Genomic DNA, 20,217 nt, shown 5'->3' with positions numbered 1-20,217 from the left:
GTGCCGGGACGGCTGCGTACGCTTGGTGACCATGGCCGCAAGCGACACCCCGTCGTCCCGGGGCCGGTCGAGCCGGCCGGTGGGGACGATCACCCGGGGCACCACGAACACCAACCGGCTGCGGCGGATGGACCGGTGGATCGCGTACGCCGCGGGCCGGGCGCTGCGGGCGCCGGCGGCCCCGCCGGTGGCGGTGGACCTGGGGTACGGCGCGGCGCCGTGGACGGCGGTCGAGCTGGCGGCGCGGCTGCGGGCGGTGCGGGCGGACGTCCGGGTGGTGGGGATCGAGATCGACCCGGCCCGGGTCGCCGCGGCGCTGCCGATGGCCGAGCCGCCGCTGCTGGAGTTCCGCCGGGGCGGCTTCGAGGTGCCGCTGGACGGCGGGGCGCGGGCCCAGCTGATCCGGGCGGCGAACGTGCTGCGGCAGTACGACGAGGACCAGGTCGCCGAGGTGTGGGCCCGGCTGTGCGGGCGGCTGGCGCCGGACGGGCTGCTGGTGGAGGGCACCTGCGACGAGGTGGGCCGGCGGCACGTCTGGGTGGCGCTCGGCCCGGAGGGCCCGCGCACGGTGACCTTCGCGGCCCGGCTGGCCAACCTGGAGCGGCCGTCCGACCTGGCGGAGCGGCTGCCGAAGGCGCTGATCCACCACAACGTGCCGGGGCGCCCGGTGCACTCCTTCCTGCGCGACTTCGACCGGGCCTGGGCGGCCGCCGCCCCGCTGGGGGCGTTCGGGGCCCGGCAGCGCTGGGCGGCGGCCTGCGCGGCGCTGGCGGCGGACTGGCCGCTGCGGGACGCGCCGGCCCGGCGGCGGCAGGGCGAGCTGACGGTGGACTGGGCCGCGCTGGCGCCGCGCTGAAGCACCGCACCGGCCGGCCCCGCCGACGCTTCGAGACCGACGCTTCGAGCGTTCGCTCGACGACTCACTCGAACGAGTTATCGATTTCCTCTGGCGTGTTGACGCCCCGTCACGCCACCATGGGACCGTCCGGACGGCCGCTCCCGCAGCCCTCCGGCAGCCGTCAGTCCGCCTGCTCCCCCTGCTCCCCCAGCTCCCGCCGGGCGCGTTCGAACGACGCGTACGCCTCGGCGCCGAACAGCACGAACCGCACCTCGTCCAGGTCGGGGGCCTCCTCGACCACGGCGGTCAGGGCGATCCGAGCGGCATCGTCCAGCGGCCAGCCGTAGATCCCGGCCGAGACGGCCGGGAAGGCCACCGTCCGGGCCCCCAGCCCGACCGCGACCCGAAGGGACTCCCGATAGCACGAGGCCAGCAGCTCCGAGCGCTGCCGGTAGTCCTCCGCCCGGTACACCGGGCCGACGGTGTGCACCACCCAGCGGGCCGGCAGCCGCCCCGCCGTGGTCGCCACGGCCCGGCCGGTCGGCAGCCCCCTCCCGTAGTGCGAGGCGCGCAGCGCCCGGCACTCGGCGAGGATCTCCGGCCCGCCCCGGCGGTGGATCGCCCCGTCCACCCCGCCGCCGCCCAGCAGTGAGCCGTTGGCGGCGTTCACCACCGCGTCCACCTGCTGTTCCGTGATGTCACCCTGCACCAGCGTGATCTGTGTCACCGCCACGCCCCTCTCCTCGATTCCGTTCCGGCACCGGCGGAAACCCGGGAAAACCCTAGGCAAAGCCGCCACCACACGCGTGGCAATAACCACATCGGCGCCGCCCAGTCGAAGAAATCCTCGGAGATCACGTTATGGTCGCGGGAAGCCCCCCGATGCCCGGTGCCACCCGGGCACTGCGGACGGACACCAGCCGTTGGTCTGTCGGGGAAAGGAAGGACCGACCGATGCCCGTGACGGGAGACGGGCGGGCACCCGACGCGACCAGCAGCGCCGGAACCGCCGAACGCAGCCGCGGCCGCCACGCCCACAGCGCCCAGCGCCCCGGCCAGAACGGCCAGCTCGCCGGGCCGAACGGCCAGGCCGCCGGCCGCACGGTCGGCCCCGCGCCGATACCGCATCCGCGCAGCACCCCGGCCGCCCCCGAACCGGCCCGGCCCGCCGCCGACTTCCGGGTGCTGGTGGTCGAGGCCGACGGGCCCGAGCACACCCTGTTCGACTCGCTCGCCGCCGAGCTGGGCGGGCACGCCGAACTGCACCGGGTGAACGGCATCCGGGAGGCCCTCGCCGCCCTGCCGCCGCTGCCCGGCAGCGGCCGCCGCGGGCCGCGCGGCACCGACTTCCAGTGCGTCCTGCTCGACCTCGGCGAGCCCTCCGCCGACCCCGCCGTCGAGGGCGGGCCCACCGACGGCGGGCCCGACGGGCTGGACGGGCTGCGGGAGTTGCTGCTGCGCGCCCCGCGCACCGCCGTGGTGGTGCTCACCGACGCCGCCGGGGCCGAGCTCGGCGCCGCCGCGGTCGCCGCCGGCGCCCAGGACTTCCTGCTCCGGCAGGACACCGGCGGCCCGCTGCTGGCCCGCGCCCTGCACTACGCGGTGGAGCGCAAGCGCGCCGACGAGTCGCAGCGCCGCCTGGTCGAGGCCGAGATCCGCGGCCAGGAGAACGCCCGGCTCCAGCGCCACCTGCTGCCCACCCCGCTGCTGGACGGCGCCGGCCTGGCCTTCACCCGCCGCTACCGCCCCGGCCGCCGCCGCGCCCTGCTCGGCGGCGACTTCTACGACGCCGTCCGCACCAAGGACGGCCGGGTGCACGTGGTGATCGGCGACGTCTGCGGCCACGGCCCCGACGAGGCCGCGCTCGGCGTCGCGCTGCGGATAGCGTGGCGGACGCTGGTGTTCGCCGGGCTGACCGGCCAGCACCTGCTCACCACCCTCCAGCACGTGCTGGAGCACGAGCGCCGCAGCGACGAGATCTTCGCCACCCTGTGCATGGTCGTGCTGGACGTCCCGACCGCGGACGGCGGCCCCGAGTCCGCCGAGCTGTACCTGGCCGGGCACCCCGCGCCGCTGCTGCTCGGCCCGGACGGCCCGCCGGTGCTGCTCCCGCTCGACCAGGCCGGCCCGGCGCTCGGCCTGCTGCCCTGCGACGCGACGCACTCGGTCTGGCCCGCCCTGCGGGTCGAACTCTCCCCCGGCTGGCGGCTGCTGATGTACACCGACGGCCTGATCGAGGGCAAGGTCGGCGCGGGCTCGCCGCGGCTGGGCCAGGAGGGCCTGATCGAACTGGTCGCCGACCACCAGGCCGCCGGGCTGACCCGCGGCCGGCTGGTCGACTCGGCGATCGCCGAGGTCGAGGAGCTGAACGGCGGCGCGCTCACCGACGACGTCGCGGTGCTGCTGCTGGAACGCAACCCGGTGCCGGTGATCATGGGCTGAGCGGCCCGGGGACGGTTCCGGAGGCGACTCCGGGGACGGTTCCGGAGACGGTTCCGGGACGACGGAGGGCGGCCCCCGCGCGGGGGCCGCCCTCTTCCGTTCGCTGCGCGCCGCCGGTGATCCGGCGCGGCGTCACCAGGGGCCGTACGGGCCCTGGTTGCTCCGCCCGCCGCCGCGGCCGTCGGTGAGCAGCTTGATCGCGGGGCGGACGTCCACCACGTAGACGATCGCGGCGACCAGGCCCGCCAGCGTCAGCAGGCCGGTGATCGGGTTGGCGCCGAACAGCAGGTCCCAGACCAGGGCGACGCTCAGCAGGATCACCCAGAAGCCCTTGGTCTTCTTGTCGGCCGCCCGGTACGCGTCCTCCCGGCGGAACACCGCGTCGGCGAGCGCGAACACCTTGAAGCAGATGATCGCCGTGGCGACCCACCACAACGGGTTCAGGAGGTTGACGTACAGGATCTGCACCGCGGGCTCCTCACTCTTTCTTCCATCCTGGCACGGCCACCGCACCGGTCAACGGCCCTCGGCGGCGCGGCGTTCCCCGCCGCGCCCCGCTCACTCCTGCTCGGCGGCGGCCTTCCGGGCCCGGGGGGCCTTCTTGGCGGACGGCTTCGGGGCGGCGGGCTCCTCGTCCACCACGACCTCGGCGACCACGACCTCCTCGACCACCACGTCCGCCTCCGCGTCCGCGGCCGGCTCCGGCTGGGCGTCCTTCGGGGTGTTGGCGGCGTCGACCACGGTGCGGCCGCGGACGGCCAGCTCGTCGTAGACCTCCTTGGCCTTCACCGCGAACTCCAGCGCCCGGCCGACCTGCTGCATGGCGAACTCCTGCGCCTTGGCCTGGAGTTCCTTCACGTCGGTGGGCAGCGCGTTGACCGCCTCGGTGACCTTCGCCTGCGCGTCGGCCAGCGCGGCGCCCGCGTCCTGCAGGGCGGCGGCGGCCCTCTCCTGGGTGCCCTTGCGGTCCGCGGCGAGCGCCTCGATCTGGGCGGGCACCTCGCGGAGCTTCTCGTAGGCGAGGTCGCCGGCGCCGGCCAGCGCGTACAGCGGGGTCGGGTCGGTGAGGGTCTTCTTGAGCTCGTCGCTGATCGGCATGTCGGTCCTCCCGGTCGGGTGCCGCCGCGCGGTCGGGCGCGGGGCGTCGGTCACGCAGGTCTGGTCGTTCGGTACTGGCTCACGCGGGGTCCGGCGGACGGGCGGCCTGGTTCTCCTTCAGGAACGCCTCGTACACCGACAGCAGGGCCTGCTTCTGCCGCTCGTTGATCAGCGGATCGGCCAGGATCGCGGCCCGCAGCCCCGGCCCGTCCGGCTCCGCCGCGTCCCGCTCCTCCAGGATCCCGGCCTGCACGTACAGCGTCTCCGCCGAGATCCGCAGCGCCTTGGCGATCTGCTGGAGGATCTCCGCGCTGGGCTTGCGCAGCCCGCGCTCGATCTGGCTCAGGTACGGATTGGACACCCCGGCGACCTCGGCCAGCTGCCGCAGCGAGTACTGCGCGCTCCGCCGCTGCTCCCGGATGTACTCGCCGAGCGAGCCCACGTTCAGTGACGCCATACGGGCAGTGTGCACCGAGCTGCTTGCAATTGCAAGCAGCCTGCTAGCACCTGCGAACGCGTCGCTCAGTACGGGTCGGACGTGCCGGTGGCGGTCAGGTGCGGACCGAAGGCGAGGCGGTCGGGGGCGGACTCGGGGACGGCGGTGTGCCGGAAGGCGTCCAGGGTGAAGGCGAGCGCGACGGGGTGCTCGAAGCCCCGGGAACGGAGCGTCCAGGGGGCGTCCGGGGCGTTGGCGGAGGGCTGGGCGAAGCCGAGGTGGGCGTAGGCGGGGCGGCTGTACTCGACCGGGGTGGAGGGCAGCCGGTAGAGGACGAGGGCGAGCCGGGCCGGGAGGGCCCGGACGGTGGGGCGGGCCCGGGGGCCGACCCGGCGGAACTCCTCCGGGACGGTGACGTAGCCGGTGACGGCCTCGGCGAAGTCGGGGCCGCCGCGCCGGAACCAGTCGGCGACCAGCGCCTCGAAGGCGGCGTTCCGGTCGGCGCGGCGGCGGACCGCCCCCGCCGCCAGGATCCGCGGGCCCGCCCCGGCCAGGGCGGTAGTGACGGCGCGCAGCGGGGCGTCGGCGGCCGAACCGGCGAACCGGACGCTCCGGGCCGCGATCATGGCGGCCCGGAGCACCCACCCCGCGTCGGCGGGCCCGTCGGCGGAGCGAAATATCGGCAGGGTCCACTGCCGGACGCCGTGGCGTTCGCGCCGCTCCGGGTGCGCGGCGGCGAACCGGCGGCCGGTCGGCGAGTCCTCCCAGTGGTCGTCGTCGAGGTTCAGCCGGACGGAGCGGCAGCGCAGCACCCCGGCCGCGCCCAGCCGGAGCACCACCCCGTCGGGGCCGGCCTCCAGGGACAGGCCGGTGGTGTCCCGGTCGCCGTCGAAGCGCAGGTCCTCCGGGTCCTCGAAGAGCACGGTGAGCCGGGCGGCGCGCGGGCCGCCGCCGGCGTACCGGCGCGGCAGCTCGAACTCGCACCAGCCGTCCAGCCGGTCGGCGCCGCGCCGCTCGACCAACAGCCCCCGGAACCCGGCGGCCGGCAGGTCGTACTCGGCGGCCAGACCTTCCGTCAACTCGGCTCCGGTGCCGTCGAGTTCGGCGGTCATGAAGCCGCGGTAGAGCCGGTGCCACTGCCCCGGGGCGGCGGGCTCGGGGTCGGGTCGGGGCAGGAAGCGCTCGACCGGGACGCCCGCGGCGGCGGTCCGCTCGACCATCCAGGCCCGCCGGGCGGGGCTGAAGTCGGCCATCCAGCGCAGCGCCCAGCGGGCCTGGAGCGCACGGGTCCAGCGGAAGCGGGCGGCGGCGGCCGCGAAGAGGGCCGCGGTGTTGTTGTCCCACACGTCGGTGAGCCGGTAGATCTCCTCGCGGTCGAACTCCCGCGCGTCGGCCGAGACTTCGGCGATCCGCTCGATCGAGTGGTCGAGCAGCGCGGCGTAGGCGAGCAGGGTGCGCGGGTGCCGGGAGCGGAAGGGCATGGCGGTGATTGTGCCCGGCGGCGCGGACGGTTGCCATACGGAGAAGTAGGGTGAGTGCGGCGAACTTCCGCCGTCGGAAAGGGATTTCACCGGCAGAAGCGGTCACACCGGGCGGGAGCGGGAAGGCGGGGCGGGATGGCGGAGCGGCGGATCGGCGCGGTGCTGTGCGACCTGGACGGGGTGCTGCGGATCTGGGCGGACCTGGCGGACGTCGACCGGGCGCACGGCCTCGCGCCCGGCACGGTCGCCGCGGCGGCGTTCCGGCCGGAGCGACTGCTGCCCGCCGTGACCGGTCAGGTCGGGGACGAAGAGTGGCGGGCCCTGGTGGCCGAGGACCTGGCGGCGCGGTGCGGGTCGGCCGAGGTGGCGCGGGCGGCGGTCGCGGACTGGGGGCGGCAGCCGTTCCGGGTGGACGCGCGGGTGCGGGCCCTGCTCGCGGCGGCGCGCCGGAGCGCCGCGGTGGTGCTGGTCTCCAACGGCACCACCGCGCTGGAGGCCGACCTGGCCGCGCTCGGGCTCGACGCCGCCTTCGACGCGGTGGTCAACTCCGCCCGGGTGGGCGCCGCCAAGCCCGATCCGCGGATCTTCCTGGCCGCCGCCGAGCGGGCCGGCGTCCCGCCCCGGGACTGCCTGTTCGTGGACGACACCGCGGGCCACGTCGCGGCCGCGACGGCGCTCGGCATGCAGGGCCACCACCACCGCGGGGCGCCGGGGCTGAGCGCCGTGCTCGGCGGCCACGGCCTGCTCTGACCACTGCGTGAAACCGCCTGCCGGGCCCGGCCGGGGCGTGCCACCATCCGGGCCATGACGATCTTCCACGGGTACGACGGAACGGCCCTCCACTACGAGCAACTCGGCGACGGGGCACCGCTGGTGGCGATCCCCGGCGGCCCCGGCATGGACGCCCGCTACCTCGGCACCCTCGGCGGCCTGGACGCCCGGCGGCGGCTGGTGCGGCTCGACCCGCGGGGCTGCGGCCGCTCGGCGGTGCCGGCCGACCGGGCGAGCTGCGCGTTCGGCGCCCAGGCCGCGGACGTGGAGGCTCTCCGGGAGCACCTCGGCGCGGAGCGCATCGACCTGCTCGGCCACTCCGCGGGCGCCCTCACCGCGCAGCGCTACGCCGCCGAATTCCCGCACCGCGTACGCTCGTTGGTGCTGGTCACCCCGGTCGGCCGGGCCGCCCGGGAGCCCGACCCGGCGGAGATCGCCGCGCTTCGGGCCGCCCGCGCGGCGGAGCCCTGGTACCCGGACGCGGCCGCGGCGGACGCCCTGCTGGCCGCCGGTGCGGGCGACCCGGCGGCGCTGGTGCGGCGGATCACGCCGTTCTTCTGGGGCAGTTGGAACGGGACGGCCCGCGCCGAGGCGTTCGACCCGGCGCCGGTACCGGCCGCGCCCTGGATGCGGGAGGCGTTCTACGCGGGCGCGGACCCGGGCGCGGCGCGGCCGGTGGCGGCGCCGGTGCTGGTGGTGGCGGGCGCCCGGGACGGGATGATCGGCACCGCCCCGGCCCGCCTGGTCGCCGCCCTCCACCCGGACGCCCGGCTCGCCGTCCTGCCGGAGGTGGGGCACCGGCCCTGGGTGGAGGACCCGGCCGGGTTCGCCGCCCTGGTGGGCGGTTTCCTCGACGGCGGCCACCCCTAAGCGTTCTAGGCGTTCTCGGTGAGGTGCCGGTAGAGCGGGCCGAGCAGGTCCGCCAGGTCGGCGGGGAGGGCGGGGTCGGGCGGGGCGGGGGGCGTGTCCCGGAGGGTGAACTCGCCCTGCCAGAAGGTGTCCAGGCACTGGTCGAGGGGGTGGTCCATGGCGGTCAGACCTCGGTGGCTTCGGCGGAGAGGGTGAGCAGTTCGCGGAGTTGTTCGGTGCGGAGCTCGGTCAGCCAGTGCTCGCCGGAGCCGACCACCGCATCGGCCAACTCCCGTTTGCTGTCGATGAGTTCGGCGATGCGTTCTTCGACGGTGCCGGTGCACACCAGCTTGCGGACCTGGACGGCGCGGCGCTGCCCGATCCGGTGGGCGCGGTCGGTGGCCTGGTCCTCGGTGGCGGGGTTCCACCAGCGGTCGAGGTGGACGACCTGGTTGGCGGCGGTGAGGTTGAGTCCGGTGCCACCGGCCTTCAGGGAGAGCAGGAACACCCGCGGCCCGTCCGGGGACTGGAAGCGGTCGACGAGTTCCTGGCGGCGCGGCGCGGCGAGCCCGCCGTGCAGGTAGAGGACGGGTTCGCCGAGGCGGCGGCGCAGGTGGGGCTGGAGCAGGGCGCCGAACTCCGCGTACTGGGTGAAGACCAGGACCCGGTCGCCCTCGGCCAGCGCCTCCCGGAGCAGCTCGACGAGCCGTTCGACCTTGCCCGAGCGGCCGCCCAACGGCGAGTTGTCGTGCAGGAGTTGGGCGGGGTGGTTGCAGACCTGCTTGAGTCGGCCGAGGGCGGCCAGCACCGCGCCCTTGCGTTCGACGCCGCGGATGCCGCCGAGCCGGTCGAGCAGGTCGGCGACGACGGCCTGGTAGAGGCCGGCCTGCTCGGGGGTGAGGGTGCAGCGGACGGTGAACTCCTGCTTGGCGGGGAGCTGCCGGCCGATCTCGGGGTCGTCCTTGCGGCGGCGGAGCAGGAACGGCGCGGTGAGCCGCTGGAGCCGCGCGGCGGCCTCCCGGTTGCCGGCCTGCTCGATCGGGACGGCGTAGTGCTCGCGGAAGGACTCGGGGGTGCCGAACAGGCCGGGGTTGGTGAAGTCGAGGACGGTGTGGAGTTCGGCGAGGCGGTTCTCGACGGGGGTGCCGGTGAGCGCGATCCGCGGGCCGGAGCGCAGCGCGCGCAGGGCGCGGGACTGGCGGGCGGCGCGGTTCTTGACGTGCTGGGCCTCGTCGGCGACGACCCGGCGCCAGGACACGGCGCGCAGCGCGGCGGCGTCGCGCTGCAGGACGCCGTAGCTGGTGACCACCAGGTCGGCGGCCGGGTCGGGGAGGGTGCGGCCGGGGCCGTGGTGGAGCTGGACGCGCAGCCGGGGGGCGAACCGGGCGGCTTCGCGCTGCCAGTTGCCGACCAGCGAGGTCGGGCAGACCAGCAGGACGGGGCCGCGGGCGCCGCGGGCGTGTTCGAGGGCGAGCAGGGCGAGGGTCTGGACGGTCTTGCCGAGGCCCATGTCGTCGGCGAGGACGGCGCCGAGGCCGAGCCGGCCGAGCGCGTCCAGCCAGGCCAGCCCGCGTTCCTGGTACGGGCGGAGGGTGCCGGTGAAGCCGGGCGGAGCCGGGGTGCGGTGCGCGCCGGGGAGGCGGCCGAGGCGGCCGGCCAGCAGGTCGCCGAGCGGGCCGTCGGCGTGCACGGCGGTGACCGGGAGGCCGTCGACGACGGCGCCGTCGTCGGCGGCGAGGCGGAGCAGGGCGGCGGCGTCGAGCCGGGGGTCGTCGCGGCGGGCGGCGAGGAAGCGCAGGGCGGCGGCGAGCTGGGCGGCGTCCACCTCGATCCACTGGCCGCGGAACCGGACCAGGCCCGCCTGAGCGGCCGCGAGTTCGTCCAACTCCTGCTGGGTGAGCGGCTGTTGTCCGACGGCGAGCTGCCAGCGGAAGTCCAGCAGGGCGTCCCGGTCGGCCTGGGCGGCGCGCCGGACGGAGCCGGGGACGGGGGCGGCGTGCGCGGTGGCGGCCAGGCCGAGGCGGGGGCGGCGGTGCCACCAGGCGGGCAGCAGGACGCCGTGCCCGGCGGCGGCGAGCGCCGGGGCGGTGTCCCGCAGGAAGGCGAGCGCGCCGGCCCGGTCGAGGTCGAGGCCGGTGGGGCGGGTGCGGTGCAGGGCGGCCCGCAGTTCGGGGAACAGCCTTGCGGCGCGGTCGAGTTCGGCCAGGTACGCCTCGGCGGGGTCGTCGACCGCCCGGGCCAGCGCGGCCGCGCCGGGCCCGGCGGACCAGAGTTCGGCGGCGGGCAGCAGCAGCGAGGGCCGGTCGACCGGGCCGAGCAGCACGTCCAGGCGCCAGGTCTCGGCCACGACGGTGGCGTCCGGGTCGTCGGCGGCGGTGCCGAGCGGTTCGGCGAGCCGGAAGGCCAGCCGGAGGCTGCCGTCGGGGCCGGTGCCGGCCGCGGCGGCGGCGAGCCGGGCGACCTGCTCCGGTGCGGGCGGGGCGGGCAGCCGGCCGTCGGGGCCGCGCAGCGCGGCGACCCAGTCGGGCCCGCCCGGGGCGGCCGGCGCGTCGGGCCCGAGGGCGACCCGGGTCTCGTGGTCGGTGAGCGCCTCCAGCACGGTGCCGAACAGGGCGCCGCCGGTGGGCTCGTGGCCGTCCTCGGCGCGGGCGGCGGGCGGGCAGCCGGCCGCCAGCGCGCGGGCCTCCCGGCGGCTGGCCGGATCGTGCGCGGGCCGCCAGCGGGCCGCCCACCCGCCGGGCTCGGCGACCAGCGCGGGCAGCACCCGGCCCCGCCCGGCCAGCCGCCAGGCCAGGTCGTGCACGCCCGTCAGCCAGCGCAGCGACGCCCCGTACGCGAGCTCCGCCGTCCGGCCGTCGGGCAGTTCGACGGTGCTGCCGGGCCAGTACGGGTCGAACAGCTCGCCGAGCAGCTGGGCGGCCTCGGGCCGGTCGAACAGCAGCGTCGGGATCCGCCACGGCCGCAGTTCCAGGCCCTTGGCGGTGGAGCCCACCGGGAGGTCGGGCGAGGGTGTCGGCCGCGAGCCGAGCGTCGGCAGCCGCAGCGTCAGCCAGCGTTCGTCCCCGCGCTCCGCCAGCCAGGCCGGGCCCGGGCCGACCGCCGCGAGCAGCCCCGCCACCTCGCCCGCCGCGCAGGCGAACGGGTGCCGCGCCCCCTCCACCGCCCGCCCGCGGAACGCCCCGGCGTCCTCCGCCCACACCCCGAGCCGCCCGTCGGCCCGCCACTGGGCGTGCAGGACGTACATCGGGGCCTCCGGAGCATCGGGCGCGGACCTTCCAGGGTAGGCCGCCCCACCGACAGCCCCTGCGGGCCGCTTCCGGTTTCCGCCCGGGCCCGGAGCAGCACGGACTCACCGGTGGGCTCCGGCCCCCAGCAGCATCGACCCGCCGTTCCCCGGGCCCCTGGTTTCGTCGCCCTTCGCCCTTCAGCTGAAGTGGAACACCGGCCCGCGCGGGGTGAACGGCAGCGTCGCGCCGCGCGGGACGAGGTAAGCGTGTTCGCGGCGGGGGACGCGGAGGGTGTCGCAGTCGGTGTCGGTGATGATCAGCAGGGGGGCGGTGGCGGGGAAGTCGGGGGCGCGGGCGAGCAGGTCGACGCCGGGTTGCAGGACGGTGCCGCCGCGGCCGCGGACCCGGACCCGGCCGGCGAGTTCGGCGACCGGCAGGTAGCCCGCGTCGTGCGGGGCGGCGTCGCAGTAGACGACCCGGGCGGCGGGGACGTCGCGGGCGGCGGCGTAGGAGGCGATCGCGCCGAGCGCCTTGCCGAGCAGGGTGCGGTCCATCGAGGCGGAGGTGTCGAGCAGCACGCCGAAGGTGCAGCGAGGGGTCTCCTGGTACGGGTGGTGGCGTCCGGCGCGCGGGATGTCGGGGCTGGCGGACTGCCGCCGGGAGGGGCGGGCGTAGGAGCGGAGCGGTTCCGGGCGGGGGACGAACTCGTCGAACCAGCGGGCGAGTTGCGCGTCCCAGCGGAGCGGTGGCTGGGAGAGCGCGCGGATCTCGTCGACCAGTCCGGCGGGCAGCCGGCCGCGGTCGCGGGTGTGCAGGTCGAAGCCCTGCTGCAGGCCGCGCCGGTAGAAGTCGTCGAGGTCGACGTAGCCGCGGCCGCCGCGGGGCAGCGGTTCGCCGAGGATGTCGCCGAGGCCCTTGCCGCGCAGGGTGGCGAGGCGGCGCAGGCGGCGCTGGTCGCGGGCGATCCGGTCGTAGACCTCTTCGGCGGACAGGCCCTTCAGGGCGGGGTCGTGCAGCAGTCCTTCGGGCATCTCGCCGACGTCCATCTCCAGCAGCCAGCCGTTGACGACGTAGTCGGCGGCGACGTTGAACAGGTACGGGTCGCGGCCGCCGGCCCGGTCGCCGTGGCGGAGGGCGGCGTGCAGCATCTCGTGGGCGAGGATGAAGCGCCACTCCTCGTCGGTGTGGCGGCGCAGCGGGTTGAGGTAGATCTCGCCGGCCTCGGCGTTGACGGCGGCGACGGTGATGCCGTGGGCGCGGGCGAGTTCGGCGTCGGCGACCAGGGTGAGGCCGGCGGCGAGGCCGCCGAGCAGCGGGTAGTGGGCGACGAACCAGCCGAGGGCGCGTTCCCAGGGGCGCTGCGGGAGGCGGGCGCCGTCGTGGGTCTCGCGGCGGCCGCCGGCCACGTCCATGGCGGCGGAGACGGTGCGGGTGAGGGCGTGGGCGAAGGCGAGGGTCCGGTCCTCCGGGTCCTGGTGGGCGGTCCAGGTTTCGAGGTGCTGGTCGGGGCGGTCGCCGCCGGTGCCGCAGGCCCGGTACTCGGCGGGGACGCCGTCGCGGCGCCAGCGGGCGGCGAGTTCCTCCTCGTCGCCGCCGGGCCAGTGGGGAGGCAGGTCGTCGGGGGCGCGGCCGATCGGGAAGGTGGCGAGGAAGCGGTTGACGACGGCGCAGCGGGCGGCGAGGTCGGCGGCGTCGGGCTGGGCGCGGGGGCCGCGGGCGGCGGGGAGGTGGCCGAAGCCGAGGTGGAGCAGGGCGTGGGCGAGGGCCCAGGCCCACTCCTCGGGTTCGGCGCGGCGGGTCCGGTGGTGGTGCAGGACGCCGTGCGAGTCGGCGACGACCCAGCCGGTGGCGGGGTGCAGCGGGCAGCGGTCCGCGTCCTGCCGGCACAGTGCGGCGGGGACGGCGGCGAGCGCGGGGTTGTGGTGGACCTTGGCCAGTCCGGCGGTGAACGCGGCCCTGACCGGGTCGGTCTGCTCGGGCTTGGCGGCGGGGCGGTGGCCGCTCACCGGCGGGCCTCGACCAGGCGGGGCAGGTCGCGGGCGGCTTCGATCAGGAACCAGGACGGCAGCACGGGGTTGCCGTCGGGGCCGTCGGCGATCACGGTCTGGGCGACCTCGACGGAGATCTCGGCGAGCTGCACCAGCAGCGACTTGGAGCGGTAGGCGTGCTGGCGGACGGTCGGCGAGGCGTGTTCCTTGCGGGCGGGCAGCTCCTTGGCCAGGCGGCCGCGGAAGGAGTCGGCGAGGTAGTAGAGCAGGTCGCGGTCCTCGACCCGGCGCGGCCAGGAGGCGTCGCCCTTCAGGATCGCGTCCAGCCCGTACGCGTTGCGGACGATCTTGGCGTAGCCGCAGAAGGCGACGGCGTGGGCGGGGGTGAGCAGGCCGTGGGCGAGCACCTTGAGGGTGTCCTCGTCGAGGCCGGGGCCGAAGGAGTGCAGCGCGTCGGAGAGCATGTGCCAGGCGCGCGGGGTGGAGAAGGGCTCCTCGGTCTTGGGCGGGGCGGACCACAGGTGGTCGGGCCGGTCGGTGAGGTGGTCGGTGACCCACGGGTGGATGCCGTGCCCGGCGGCCCAGCCGAGCCAGTCGTCGGGGCTGGCCCGCAGGTGGACGTGGACCAGGCGGTTGAGCAGCGCGGACGGCATCGGGCGGGCGAGCGCGCCGTCGGTGGCCCGGTTGCCGGCGCCGATCACGATCGAGCCGGGCGGCAGTTCGTAGTTCCCGATCCGGCGGTCCAGGATCAGCGAGTAGAAGGCCTTCTGGACGTCGGGGGTGGCGGCGTTCAGCTCGTCCAGGAACAGGCAGTACGGCTGGTCGCGGGCGATCGTCTCGGGCGGGCAGAACCGGGAGCGGCCCTCGGGGGTGATCTGCGGGACGCCGATCAGGTCCTCGGGGGCGAGCTGGGTGCCGAGCAGCGAGACGCACTCCAGGCCGATCGACTCGGCGAACCGGTTGACCAGCGAGGACTTGCCGATCCCGGGGGCGCCCCAGAGGAACACCGGCCGCACGGTGGCGAGGCCGAGCAGCAGCTCGGGGACCTGGGACGGCGACACGGTGACGGCAGACTGCACAGCTCTCCCAAGGAGGGTGGGGTTCGGGGGGGGTTCCGGCGGCCAGTGTGGACGGCCGGGCGGGCGGGCGCACCCGGTTTTCCGCGGCGCGGCGCGGGCGGGCGCTCCTTGTCCACAGGCTGGGGACAACGCTGTGCGCGGCGGTCTCCCGGTCGAATTTCGGACAACTTTCAACTTCATGGTTGAAAGTTGAACCAGATCGGCGTACGGTGAACCACGTGAACAAGTTGAAGCCTCAACAAATGGCTTCGACCCCCGTCCCGAGGAGAGAAGTCATGGGCATCTTCAACCGCAGCAAGAACACCGCCGCCACCACCGCCCCGGCCGCCACCACCGCCCAGGGCCCGGACCTGGCCCACCTGACCGGCGACTACACCATCGACGCCGCGCACTCCAAGATCGGCTTCGCGGTCCGGCACGCGATGGTCACCAACGTCCGCGGCGAGTTCGCCGAGTACGAGGGCAAGCTGCACCTGGACGGCTCCAACCCGGCCGCCTCCACCGCCGAGCTGGTCATCAAGGTCGCCTCGATCAGCACCGGCCAGGCCCAGCGCGACGAGCACCTGCGCACCGGCGACTTCTTCGACGCCGCCGCGCACCCGGAGATCACCTTCAAGTCGACCACCGCCGAGCAGGTCGACGGCGACACCTACCGCCTGCACGGCGACCTGACCATCAAGGGCACCACCCGCCCGGTCGTCCTCGACCTCGAGTTCACCGGCTCGGCCACCGACGTGTACGGCGCCAACCGGGTCGGCTTCGAGGGCGGCACCAGCGTCGACCGCACCTCCTGGGGCCTGACCTACAACGCCGCGCTGGAGACCGGCGGCGTGCTGATCGGCGAGAAGGTCAAGCTGACCCTGGACATCTCCGCCGTGCGAGCCTCCTGAACCCGCCTGCCCCGGCCGCCGCGCGGCCTCCCCGGTACCGCCCCCGCCGTCCCCCTCGGCGGGGGCGCCGCCGTTCCCGGGGCTTCGGCCGGACAAGCCTGCAGCAGCGCACCCGACCTGCAGCGGCGCGTCCGGCCTACAGCAGCGCCGCGTCCTCGGCCGGCAGCCAGCTGTCCGGCGGGCGGCTCAACCAGCCCTCGGCGGCGGCCAGTTCGGCCGCGCAGGCGCGCAGCGCGGCCAGCCCCGGGTGGCGCCCGCCCGGCCGGTGCACCAGGCCGACCAGGCTGAGCGGCACCGGGTCGACCAGCGGCCGGACCACCGCGCCCGGCGAGTCCTGCGCCCCGGCGCTGGTCAGCACCGGGTCGCCGTGCCGGGCCAGGTAGCGCGCGAACTCGGCGGTCCCGACCGGCGGGGTGCGTCCGGGCGCGGCCGTCAGACCGTGCGCGGCGAGCAGCCGCAGGCCGAGGTCGGTCCACTCGGCGGTGGCGGGCTGACCGGCGAACACGTCCACCGGGTGCCCGGCGAGCGCGGCCAGCGGGACGGCGGGCAGCGCGGCCAGCGGGTGCCCGGACGGCAGGAAGACCGCCATCGGCTCCAGCCGGACCGGCAGGTGCGCCAGCCGGGCCCGGTCGGCAGCGGGCAGTCCGGCGTACCGGCCGAACGAGGCGTCCAGCCGGTGGGCCGCCAACTCCCTTGCGGCGGCGGCGAGTCCGCCGCAGTAGCGGGCCAGCAGCTCGACCTCCGGGCAGCGCCGGCGGGCCGCGGTGAGCACCCGTTCGGCGGCGTGGTCCGGCCCCCAGTCCTGGCTGTTGAGGTCGACCAGCAGCGCCCGGGTGTCGCCCAGTGCGGCGATCTCGGCCTGCAGTTCCAGCAGGTGGCGGGCCTTGGGCAGCAGGGCCGCGCCCGCCTCGGTCAACTCGACGCTGCGGGTGGAGCGGTGCAGCAGCACGCAGCCCAACTCCCGTTCCAGTGCCTGCACGTCGCGGCTGACGGCCTGCTGGGCCAGGTGCAGCCGCTCGGCGGCGCGGCCGAAGTGCAGGGTCTCGGCGACGGCGGCGAAGCTGCGCAGCAGGCGGGGGTGGAGGTCTCGGGGCACGCCCGGAAGATTAACAACAGGATCCGGTGAATCCGGCGGAACGGGTGTTGGACGCCCCCGCTCCCCCGCCCCGAGGCTGGAGGCCCCCCACCTCACCCTGGAGCCCCTCCTTGTCGCTGCCGCTCGCCCGCTACCGCCCGGTGTTCGCCGCCCCCGGCACCCTGACCTTCACGCTGTCCGGGCTGCTCGGCCGGCTCGCCCTGGCGATGAACGGCGTCTGCGTCGTGGTGCTGGTCGCCGACCGGCGCGGCTCCTACGCGCTGGCCGGGTCGGTCTCCGCGGTCGGCGTGCTGGCGGGCGCGGCGCTGCTGCCGCTGCTGGGACGGCTGGTCGACCGGCTCGGCCAGGCCCGGGTCGCGGTGCCCGCGGTGCTGGCCACCGCGCTGCCGACGGCGGGGCTGCTGCTGTGCGTGCGCTCCGGGGCGCCCGCCTGGACGCTCTTCCTGTGCTGGGCGCTCTCCGGCAGCAGCCCCGACCTGGGCGGCATGGCCCGGGCCCGCTGGGCGCACCTGCACCGCGCCGACCCGGCCGTGCTGCACCGGGCCAACGCGCTGGAGCAGTCGCTGGACGAGCTGTGCTTCATGGCCGGACCGGTGCTCGGCATGGCCCTGTGCACCGCCGTCGCCCCCGAGGCCGGGCTGCTCGCCGCCCGGGTGCTCGGCACCGTCGGCACCCTGCTGTTCGCCGCCCAGCGCGCCACCGAACCACCCCCGGCCATTCGAACCCCCTCTGCTACCCGGGGGTTGTTCCGGACGCCGGGCCTGCCGCCGCTGCTCGCGGTGTTCCTGTCCGCCGGGGTGCTGTTCGGCGCGATGGAGGTCACCACGCTCGCCTACACCGACGCGCTCGGCCGGCAGTCGGCGGGCGGCGGCCTGCTGGCCCTGGTGGCGGCCGGGTCCTGCGTGTCGGGGCTGGTGTTCGGCGCGGTCCGGCCGCGCCGCCCGGCGGCGCTCCGGCTGGCGCTGGGTACCGGCGCGATGACCGCCCTGATGCTGCTGCCGCTGGCGGCGGGCCTGTCCGGGGCGGGCGTGCCGCTGCTGGGCGCGGCCCTGCTGGCGGCCGGGTCGGGCACCGCGCCGACCATGGTCAGCGGCATGACGCTGGCCCAACGCCTGCTGCCCGCCCACCGGTTGACCGAGGGGATGGCGCTGGCGGTCTCCGCGATCCTGGTCGGCATCTCCACCGGCGCGACCCTCGGCGGCGCCTTCGCCCAGCACACCGCCCCCGGCACCGGCTACCTGCTGCCCGTCTGCGCCGCCGCCCTCGCCCTGGGCCTCGCCGCCCGGCTGGCCGCCCGCCGACCGGACAACTCCCCTTCCCTCCAAGCTGCCTGACGGCCCGTCAGCGCCAGCCGTACCGGTACTCGGGCAGCCGCGACCCGTCCGGGAAGTGCGCGGTGCCGCGGCCGAGGCGGCGGGCACCGTGCCGCTCGTAGAACGCCACCGCCCGCCGGTTCGCGGCCAGCACGTCCAGCCGGACGGGCGCCTGCGGGAAGCGGTCCAGCGCGGCGCGCAGCAGGAGGGTGCCGATCCCGCCGCCGGCCCGGTCGGGGCGGACGTGCAGCTGCTCCAGCCGCACCGCGCCGCCGTCCGGCACCAGGTACGCGAAGCCGACGGCGGTGCCGTCCGGGTCCTCGGCGAGCAGCAGGACGGGGGTGTCGGCGGGCGCCCCGTAGTCGGCGTCCAGCCGCAGCGTCCAGAGCAGTTCCTGCTCGGCGGCGTCGGCGTCCAGCAGTTCCGCCGGCAGCAGGGCGGCGTACGCGCTGCGGCGGCCGGCGGTGTACAGCCCGGCGACGGCGGCGGCGTCCGCGGCGCCGCCCTCGCGCAGGGCGGCCGGGGGCGGGGTGGGGTCGGGCATGCGGCCAGCCTCGCACACCCGCCGCCGGACCTTTTCCGGTCCGGGGGTTGAGCGTGTCCGAACCGATGCCCTAGAGTCGTCCACGGTGTTTTGAACGCGTTCGAAACGCTGGCTCCCGGCCGCCGGCAGGGAGCCGTCCGGCCGGCCTCCGGCACCGGACGGGCCGGCGACCCGCCTGCACGACCGACCCGGTGCCGGGGGGCACCGGGCGCGTCGCCCCCCGTTTCCGATTCGCCCTCCCGGTCCGGAGTTGTCCCGGTCCGGGCTAGGCTCGGGCCGTAGGAGACCACGACGAAACCGGATCGGGCGGGGCGAGGTGGCAGGAAACGGCCAGCAGGGGAGTCATCGGCGCCCGGTAGGGTCCGGTGGCGTGGAGAACGCGAGCGACAAGGACGAGCAGGCGACCGGCCTGCCCGCGTCCGGCGAGCTGGCGGGCGGCCGGGCCCAGCCGAAGACCGACAAGAGCGAGGCCACCCGCGCGCTGATCCTGGAGACCGCGATGCGGCTGTTCCGGGAACGCGGCTACGAGAAGACCACCATGCGCGCGATCGCCACCGAGGCCGGCGTCTCGGTCGGCAGCGCGTACTACTACTTCTCGGCCAAGGAGTTCCTGATCCAGGGCTTCTACGACCGGATGACCTACGAGCACGCCGCCGACGCCCGGATCCGGATGGCCGGCACCCGCGACTTCGCCGAACGCCTGCAGATCGCCATCGAGTCCTGGATCGACACCGCCGCCCCGTACCACGAGTTCTCGGCCCAGTTCTTCCGCACCGCCGCCGACCCGACCAGCTCGCTCAGCCCCTTCTCCAACGAGTCCCACCCGGCCCGGGCCACCGCCGTCGAACTCTTCCGCGACGTGCTCCAGGGCTCCGAACTCGCCCCCAAGCTCGACGCCGAACTCGTCGAGCTGCTGCCCGACGTGCTCTGGCTGCACCTGATGGTCGTCGTCCTCTACTGGGTCTTCGACCGCACCCCCGACACCGAGCGCACCCGCGAGTTCGTCCGCCGCTCCACCCCCCTGGTCGGCCGCCTCATCAACCTCTCCCGCTACCGGGTCTTCCGCCCCCTGGTCCGCGACGCCAAGGGCCTGATCCAGGACTTCGTGCTCCCCAGCATCGGCAAGAGCATCGTCAGGTAACCCCCTCACGCCCCGCCCTCCCCCGCTCCCCCGGCGTGCGCGGCCCACAGCGGCATGACGCGCGGGACGGCGTTCGGACGGTCGACCGGGCAGGCGGCGGGACGCGCGACCGGGCGGGGGACGGGGCGCGGGGCCCGACGGACGGCGAGCCGGACGGCGGGGCCGTGGAAGACCGGGAACCTCGGCATGATCGTCCGGTGCAGCGTGCGGACGGACATCGGCCGCCGGTACCGGGAGCACAGCGGCAGCGTGTTCGGGCCCCGCAGCACCGGAACCGGAACCGGAACCGGAGCCGGAGGAGCTTGAGCCGACGCCGGACCGGGCGCCGGGGCCGAGGCTGGTGCCGGGGCCGGTACCGACGGGGTGCGGACGCCGGCCCGGTGGCGGCCGGTCGAGGCGCGGTCGGAGCCGGCGAAGAGCAGCCGGGCGAGGACCAGGACGACGAGAAGCGCGGGAACGGCGACAGCGGCGCCCGCCCAGCCGGTAAAATGGAACATGTCGAAGCTTTCAGACGGACTTCGGCCTCGCCCCGGGGATGTGATGGCGTCCGCCGGGGCATTTCGCTGGCCCGAACATCCCGAACGCTAGGCAGCGCCAAGGGACCTGTCGATCCGTCAGATTCGAACATTCGTATCCGAATTGCACTCGCGTTCACCCCTCCGGAGATCCCCGGCCGACGGAATTCCCCCAGATCACCCGGCATTCGCCAGAGTTGCGCCCGTGCTGCGCCAACTCCACGCCACAGCAAGGATGTTCGACGCCCGGTGGAGTGAATTCGGCGGGCCGCCGGTTGACGTGTCGGCCCTCGCCGCGGAGCGGAGGCCGAATGCCGGGACCGAACGCCGGACGGCCCGGCCGCCGCGCCGTGGTGGCGAGGCGGCCGAGCCGTCCGGTCGGTCGGTCAGAAGCCGAAGGTCAGAGGGTGCCGGTGATGCTGGCGGCGTAGTGGTTGCCGTAGACGCCGGTCAGCGGGATGGCGCCGGCGGTCTGCCAGGAACCGCTGGTGTGGCGGATGGTGTGCAGG

General features: G+C 76.0%; 19 protein-coding genes. 7 read left to right on the top strand and 12 right to left on the bottom strand.

The annotated features are described in order from the left end of the window. Positions 1 to 31: 31 nt before the first annotated feature. Entirely contained in the window at positions 32 to 856 is an 825-nt protein-coding gene (locus IH44_RS0131945) for a methylase (protein WP_030463282.1), read from the top strand. Positions 857 to 1,019: 163 nt separating this feature from the next. Here the strand turns inward: IH44_RS0131945 and IH44_RS0131940 are convergent, their stop codons facing one another. Continuing rightward, positions 1,020 to 1,565 carry an O-acetyl-ADP-ribose deacetylase gene (locus IH44_RS0131940; RefSeq protein WP_035957047.1) on the bottom strand — a complete coding sequence of 182 codons (546 nt, stop codon included), beginning with the start codon at positions 1,563 to 1,565 and terminating at the stop codon, positions 1,020 to 1,022. A 227-nt stretch (positions 1,566 to 1,792) separates the two neighbouring features. On the opposite strand from IH44_RS0131940, the gene IH44_RS0131935 reads away from it, so the two are divergent. Further along, complete coding sequence (locus IH44_RS0131935) at positions 1,793 to 3,280, top strand: PP2C family protein-serine/threonine phosphatase (protein WP_030463280.1); 1,488 nt, start codon at positions 1,793 to 1,795, stop codon at positions 3,278 to 3,280. Positions 3,281 to 3,412: 132 nt separating this feature from the next. Here IH44_RS0131935 and IH44_RS0131930 read toward each other — a convergent pair whose 3' ends face one another. The 4 genes from IH44_RS0131930 to IH44_RS0131915 form a co-directional block, all read right to left on the bottom strand. After that, on the bottom strand, positions 3,413 to 3,742 hold the full coding sequence (locus tag IH44_RS0131930) for a DUF2516 family protein (protein WP_030463279.1): 330 nt from the start codon (positions 3,740 to 3,742) through the stop codon (positions 3,413 to 3,415). Positions 3,743 to 3,838: 96 nt separating this feature from the next. After that, the gene (locus IH44_RS0131925) at positions 3,839 to 4,378 is read right to left on the bottom strand and encodes a hypothetical protein (protein ID WP_030463278.1); all 540 of its coding nucleotides are present in this window, start codon (positions 4,376 to 4,378) and stop codon (positions 3,839 to 3,841) included. A 79-nt stretch (positions 4,379 to 4,457) separates the two neighbouring features. After that, on the bottom strand, positions 4,458 to 4,835 hold the full coding sequence (locus tag IH44_RS0131920; RefSeq protein ID WP_035957036.1) for a helix-turn-helix domain-containing protein: 378 nt from the start codon (positions 4,833 to 4,835) through the stop codon (positions 4,458 to 4,460). Positions 4,836 to 4,900: 65 nt separating this feature from the next. Then, on the bottom strand, positions 4,901 to 6,295 hold the full coding sequence (locus tag IH44_RS0131915) for a hypothetical protein (protein ID WP_051817680.1): 1,395 nt from the start codon (positions 6,293 to 6,295) through the stop codon (positions 4,901 to 4,903). 135 nt (positions 6,296 to 6,430) lie between these two features. Between IH44_RS0131915 and IH44_RS0131910 the strand changes: the two genes are divergently transcribed. Both IH44_RS0131910 and IH44_RS0131905 read left to right on the top strand, forming a co-directional pair. Beyond that, positions 6,431 to 7,045: an HAD family hydrolase gene (locus IH44_RS0131910; protein ID WP_030463275.1), complete on the top strand. Its 615-nt coding sequence runs from the start codon at positions 6,431 to 6,433 to the stop codon at positions 7,043 to 7,045. A 54-nt stretch (positions 7,046 to 7,099) separates the two neighbouring features. Further along, on the top strand, positions 7,100 to 7,936 hold the full coding sequence (locus IH44_RS0131905) for an alpha/beta fold hydrolase (RefSeq protein WP_030463274.1): 837 nt from the start codon (positions 7,100 to 7,102) through the stop codon (positions 7,934 to 7,936). Between the two features lie 5 nt (positions 7,937 to 7,941). Here IH44_RS0131905 and IH44_RS46860 read toward each other — a convergent pair whose 3' ends face one another. From IH44_RS46860 to IH44_RS0131885, 4 genes are all read right to left on the bottom strand, one after another. After that, positions 7,942 to 8,094 (bottom strand): hypothetical protein, encoded by a 153-nt coding sequence (locus tag IH44_RS46860; protein ID WP_157852528.1) that lies wholly within the window; start codon positions 8,092 to 8,094, stop codon positions 7,942 to 7,944. A gap of 5 nt (positions 8,095 to 8,099) precedes the next feature. Then, entirely contained in the window at positions 8,100 to 11,159 is a 3,060-nt protein-coding gene (locus tag IH44_RS0131895) for a DEAD/DEAH box helicase (protein WP_030463273.1), read from the bottom strand. A 180-nt stretch (positions 11,160 to 11,339) separates the two neighbouring features. Then, the gene (locus IH44_RS0131890) at positions 11,340 to 13,148 is read right to left on the bottom strand and encodes a hypothetical protein (protein ID WP_030463272.1); all 1,809 of its coding nucleotides are present in this window, start codon (positions 13,146 to 13,148) and stop codon (positions 11,340 to 11,342) included. Continuing rightward, on the bottom strand, positions 13,145 to 14,209 hold the full coding sequence (locus IH44_RS0131885) for an ATP-binding protein (protein ID WP_030463271.1): 1,065 nt from the start codon (positions 14,207 to 14,209) through the stop codon (positions 13,145 to 13,147). Before IH44_RS0131885 ends, IH44_RS0131890 begins: the two co-directional genes overlap by 4 nt. A 275-nt stretch (positions 14,210 to 14,484) precedes the next feature. Between IH44_RS0131885 and IH44_RS0131880 the strand changes: the two genes are divergently transcribed. After that, entirely contained in the window at positions 14,485 to 15,099 is a 615-nt protein-coding gene (locus tag IH44_RS0131880; RefSeq protein WP_030463270.1) for a YceI family protein, read from the top strand. Between the two features lie 136 nt (positions 15,100 to 15,235). Here IH44_RS0131880 and IH44_RS0131875 read toward each other — a convergent pair whose 3' ends face one another. Beyond that, entirely contained in the window at positions 15,236 to 16,195 is a 960-nt protein-coding gene (locus tag IH44_RS0131875; protein ID WP_030463269.1) for a LysR family transcriptional regulator, read from the bottom strand. A gap of 110 nt (positions 16,196 to 16,305) precedes the next feature. Here IH44_RS0131875 and IH44_RS0131870 point away from each other — a divergent pair, with 110 nt between their 5' ends. Then, a complete protein-coding gene (locus IH44_RS0131870) occupies positions 16,306 to 17,529 on the top strand; it encodes an MFS transporter (protein ID WP_030463268.1) in 1,224 nt (407 codons plus the stop codon). Between the two features lie 7 nt (positions 17,530 to 17,536). Here the strand turns inward: IH44_RS0131870 and IH44_RS41745 are convergent, their stop codons facing one another. Beyond that, positions 17,537 to 18,052 (bottom strand): N-acetyltransferase, encoded by a 516-nt coding sequence (locus IH44_RS41745; RefSeq protein ID WP_051817677.1) that lies wholly within the window; start codon positions 18,050 to 18,052, stop codon positions 17,537 to 17,539. A gap of 370 nt (positions 18,053 to 18,422) precedes the next feature. Here IH44_RS41745 and IH44_RS0131860 point away from each other — a divergent pair, with 370 nt between their 5' ends. Continuing rightward, positions 18,423 to 19,193 (top strand): TetR/AcrR family transcriptional regulator, encoded by a 771-nt coding sequence (locus tag IH44_RS0131860; RefSeq protein WP_030463266.1) that lies wholly within the window; start codon positions 18,423 to 18,425, stop codon positions 19,191 to 19,193. Positions 19,194 to 19,198: 5 nt separating this feature from the next. On the opposite strand, the gene IH44_RS0131855 is transcribed toward IH44_RS0131860, so the two are convergent. Then, entirely contained in the window at positions 19,199 to 19,411 is a 213-nt protein-coding gene (locus IH44_RS0131855; RefSeq protein ID WP_157852527.1) for a hypothetical protein, read from the bottom strand. Between the last annotated feature and the right edge of the window lie 806 nt (positions 19,412 to 20,217).

Source organism: Kitasatospora sp. NRRL B-11411 (assembly GCF_000721345.1).
GTDB classification, from domain to species: domain Bacteria; phylum Actinomycetota; class Actinomycetes; order Streptomycetales; family Streptomycetaceae; genus Kitasatospora; species Kitasatospora cineracea.
This window is presented reverse-complemented; position numbering and strand designations above follow the sequence as displayed.

Coding starts and splice junctions, on each gene's coding strand:
- IH44_RS0131945 (WP_030463282.1), top strand. CDS start 32: ATGGCCGCAAGCGACACCCCGTCGTCCCGGGGCCGGTCGAGCCGGCCG.
- IH44_RS0131935 (WP_030463280.1), top strand. CDS start 1,793: ATGCCCGTGACGGGAGACGGGCGGGCACCCGACGCGACCAGCAGCGCC.
- IH44_RS0131925 (WP_030463278.1), bottom strand. CDS start 4,378: ATGCCGATCAGCGACGAGCTCAAGAAGACCCTCACCGACCCGACCCCG.
- IH44_RS0131920 (WP_035957036.1), bottom strand. CDS start 4,835: ATGGCGTCACTGAACGTGGGCTCGCTCGGCGAGTACATCCGGGAGCAG.
- IH44_RS0131915 (WP_051817680.1), bottom strand. CDS start 6,295: ATGCCCTTCCGCTCCCGGCACCCGCGCACCCTGCTCGCCTACGCCGCG.
- IH44_RS0131910 (WP_030463275.1), top strand. CDS start 6,431: ATGGCGGAGCGGCGGATCGGCGCGGTGCTGTGCGACCTGGACGGGGTG.
- IH44_RS0131905 (WP_030463274.1), top strand. CDS start 7,100: ATGACGATCTTCCACGGGTACGACGGAACGGCCCTCCACTACGAGCAA.
- IH44_RS46860 (WP_157852528.1), bottom strand. CDS start 8,094: ATGGACCACCCCCTCGACCAGTGCCTGGACACCTTCTGGCAGGGCGAG.
- IH44_RS0131895 (WP_030463273.1), bottom strand. CDS start 11,159: ATGTACGTCCTGCACGCCCAGTGGCGGGCCGACGGGCGGCTCGGGGTG.
- IH44_RS0131880 (WP_030463270.1), top strand. CDS start 14,485: ATGGGCATCTTCAACCGCAGCAAGAACACCGCCGCCACCACCGCCCCG.
- IH44_RS41745 (WP_051817677.1), bottom strand. CDS start 18,052: ATGCCCGACCCCACCCCGCCCCCGGCCGCCCTGCGCGAGGGCGGCGCC.
- IH44_RS0131855 (WP_157852527.1), bottom strand. CDS start 19,411: ATGTCCGTCCGCACGCTGCACCGGACGATCATGCCGAGGTTCCCGGTC.